This window comes from Phytobacter massiliensis JC163, assembly GCF_000321045.1.
Lineage (GTDB): Bacteria > Pseudomonadota > Gammaproteobacteria > Enterobacterales > Enterobacteriaceae > Phytobacter_A > Phytobacter_A massiliensis.
Window position 1 is genome coordinate 531005 of sequence record NZ_HE578947.1, and the last position, 3320, is coordinate 534324.

The 3320-nt window shown below is 54.0% G+C and carries 4 protein-coding genes; 3 read left to right on the top strand and 1 reads right to left on the bottom strand.

All coding sequences use genetic code 11. From position 1 onward, the window contains the following. Window positions 1–73: 73 nt before the first annotated feature. Window positions 74–1414 carry a citrate/sodium symporter CitS gene (gene citS / locus ENTHG_RS16540; RefSeq protein WP_044182045.1) on the bottom strand — a complete coding sequence of 447 codons (1341 nt, stop codon included), beginning with the start codon at window positions 1412–1414 and terminating at the stop codon, window positions 74–76. 257 nt (window positions 1415–1671) lie between these two features. Here citS and citC point away from each other — a divergent pair, with 257 nt between their 5' ends. From citC to ENTHG_RS16555, 3 genes are all read left to right on the top strand, one after another. After that, window positions 1672–2700, top strand: coding sequence for a [citrate (pro-3S)-lyase] ligase (gene citC, locus ENTHG_RS16545; protein ID WP_044182544.1), 1029 nt, complete (start codon window positions 1672–1674; stop codon window positions 2698–2700). A 30-nt stretch (window positions 2701–2730) separates the two neighbouring features. Then, window positions 2731–3024 carry a citrate lyase acyl carrier protein gene (gene citD / locus ENTHG_RS16550; protein WP_044182047.1) on the top strand — a complete coding sequence of 98 codons (294 nt, stop codon included), beginning with the start codon at window positions 2731–2733 and terminating at the stop codon, window positions 3022–3024. Next, window positions 3021–3320 (top strand): aldolase/citrate lyase family protein (locus ENTHG_RS16555; RefSeq protein WP_237567498.1); only part of this gene is annotated, 300 nt, incomplete at its 3' end. The genes citD and ENTHG_RS16555, both read left to right, overlap by 4 nt.

Consider the following 3320-nt stretch of genomic DNA (forward strand, 5'->3'; position numbering starts at 1 on the left):
TACAGCCTGATTCATTAAAAGATCCCAACAATAAAGGCACGATGGCGCATTCGCAGCGCCATCGTGCGCGTTTTTACATCATCATGCCGAACACGATGCTGGCGATGACCAGCACAATACCGCCGCCCAGACGGGAGGAGATTTGCGCGTAGGAGATGAGGTTCATACGGTTACAGGCGGAGAGCACTTCAAGGTCGCCGGAACCGCCGCGGTTTGCCATGCACAGGCCTGCGGTAATCGCTGATTCAATGGGGAAGAAGCCAATCAGCCAGCCGCCGATAGCCGCGCCGAGAACCGCGCCGATCACAATCACCGCGGCAATAATGACGTTGGCGAAGGTAATGGCATCGATGATCTCCTGCAGATCGGTGTAGCAGACGCCGACGCCAACCATCAGTACCCACAGCAGTTGTTTAGAGAAGAAGTCAGACAGGCGTTTCGCACCGGCTTTGATTTCCGGTGAGCAGAGCCCGGAGGCATTCAGGGCCGCAACGATAATTACCATCCAGGCAAAATAGTGGATGGAAAAGCCGCCAATGGTCGGCAGGATCTTTTTCGCGATAGCATAAGCCAGCACGAAGCAGGTGGTCGCCAGAACCAGGCCAACGGCAGTTTCCCGATGGGTTATGGGGCCCGCTTTTTCATCATCGTCTACTTTAAATGACGATTTACGCACCAGCTCGCCTTCGCCGCTCAGCCAGGTGTGTTTCTTACCAATAATGTCGAGAACCGCAGCAAACACGATAGCGAAGATATTGGCGATGGTCAGAATAGCGATAGCGACAGAGTAGTACTCTTCACGCGAGCGCCCGGTTACCGAGTGATAAATTTCTGACAGCGGAACCGCCCCTGCGCCGTTACCCCCGCCCATGATCGGCAGAACGTAGAGCATCATGATGCGGTCAACGGGAATGCCAAAGCACAGGCCGATCAGGATGCCGAATACAGAAGCACCGACGATACCCATTAAGATGGTGGGAATATAGCCGAGCAGAGATTTGAGCAGTAGCTTACGGTTTACCGACAGGATTGCGCCGGTGATCAATACCGCAATGAATAAATTCAGGAAGTTGCTCTTGTCCATCACGTTAGTAATGGCGTCGATCTCTTTTTGCGTAAAAATACCGGCATAAACAAAGTAAGCGGCAACCAGAAAAATCATTACCGGCGCGCCGCCAATATACTTGTTAAATATCGGCAGGCGTTTACCTATCTCACCGAATGCCGCCCCGATAATAAACATGATGGCGAAGCCGCCCACTAAATCCGTCGGTAACGCATTATAAAAATGCGATAGTAATAATGTGATTAACGCGAACGCGTAAAGCGGCAGCGGCATACCAAAGACTTTAAATCCCAGTATATCGCCAATGCCCTTTTTCTCCGTTGCCGGAGCCCGACTCATATTAGCCATAAAGGTTATCCTATTCAGAAACAGTAGTAGCAAGACGGGCGGATAGTAATAAATATGTTTCTGCTTGCGATGTGATTTTCTTCACTTAATAGCCGTGTTTTTTATTAATTTAATTATTTTTATTTCCCTGAAATAATTAACAACATAAAAACCATAAAGCTAATTAAAGCACGGGGAAAAATGTGATTTAAATAAAAGAACATCCGTAGCAACGGTGGCGAAATACAGGCCGTTTATGGTTAATGAAGCGCAAAAAAATGAATCTGATATTAAAACGCATCGCGCTGCAAAAAGATCCGGGCAGGCGGGATGCCATCGACGCTTTTCTTCGCCAGCATCAGCTATCGCTGGAAGCCGACTGCGAACTGGCGATTGTGGCTGAATATGGGCAGCGTATTGTTGGCTGCGGGGCGATTGCCGGCTGCGTGCTGAAATGTATCGCCGTCGACCCGTCGCTGCAGGGGGAAGGGGTCAGCCTGAAACTGCTGACTGAACTGATGACCCAGGCGTATGAGCTGGGGCGCAGCGAGCTGTTTTTATTCACCAAGCCGTATAACGCCGCGATGTTCTCCTGCGCCGGGTTCTGGCCTATCGCCAGAGCAGGGAATCGCGCGGTGCTCATGGAAAACAGCCGCGAACGGCTGGCGCGCTACTGCCGCCAGCTGGCAATGTACCGCCAGCCGGGGGACAAAATCGGCGCGATCGTCATGAACGCCAATCCATTTACGCTCGGGCATCGCTGGCTGGTAGAGCAGGCCGCCCGTCAGTGCGACTGGCTCCATCTGTTTGTGGTCAAGGAAGACGCCTCTTTCTTTAGCTATCAGGACCGCGTGGCGCTGATAGAGCAGGGGATCGCCGGGATCGACAACGTCACCCTGCATCCGGGTTCAGCCTACGTTATCTCCAGGGCGACTTTCCCCGGCTATTTCCTGAAAGATAAAGGCGTGGTTGATGATTGCTACTGCCAGATTGATTTACAGCTTTTCCGCGAACGCCTGGCCCCGGCGCTGCACATTACCCACCGTTTTGTCGGCAACGAGCCGCTGTGTCCTCTGACCCGCAACTACAACAAACGCATGAAACAGCTGCTGGAAGCGCCCGGCGAGACGCCGTCCATTACGGTAGTGGAGCTGGAGCGGGTGGAAAAAGAGGGCGGGCCGATCTCCGCCTCGCGCGTTCGCAAACTCTACAAAGAGCGGCAGTGGTCCGCCATTGCGCCGCTGGTTCCTGCGGGAACCCTCTCTTATCTGATGCATCGGGCGGAACGCGAGCAGCAAACCGCCTGAGTTTACCGTCATAACTAAGGATCAGTTTCTATGGAAATGAAGATTGATGCCCTGGCCGGCACGCTGGAGTCCAGCGATGTGATGGTCAGGATCGGGCCTGCAAGTGAGCCGGGCATTCAGCTTGAAATCGACAGTATCGTTAAGCAGCAGTTCGGCGCGGCGATTGAGCAGGTGGTCAGAGAGACGCTGGCGCAGCTCGGCGTCACCCGTGCAAACGTGGTCGTCGATGATAAAGGCGCGCTGGAGTGCGTGCTCAAGGCGCGCGTTCAGGCCGCGGCGCTGCGCGCTGCCCAACAATCTCAACTGCAATGGAGCCCGCTATGAAACCTCGTCGCAGTATGCTTTTTATCCCCGGCGCCAATGCCGCCATGCTGAGCACCTCGTTTGTCTACGGCGCTGATGCGGTGATGTTCGATCTGGAAGATGCCGTCTCCCTGCGAGAGAAAGATACCGCCCGCCTGCTGGTGCATCACGCGCTACAGCACCCGCTGTATCAGGACATTGAAACCGTGGTGCGTATTAATCCGCTCAACACCCCGTTTGGTCTCGCCGACCTCGAAGCGGTCGTGCGCGCGGGCGTGGACATGGTGCGTCTGCCGAAAACCGATAGTAAAGACGAT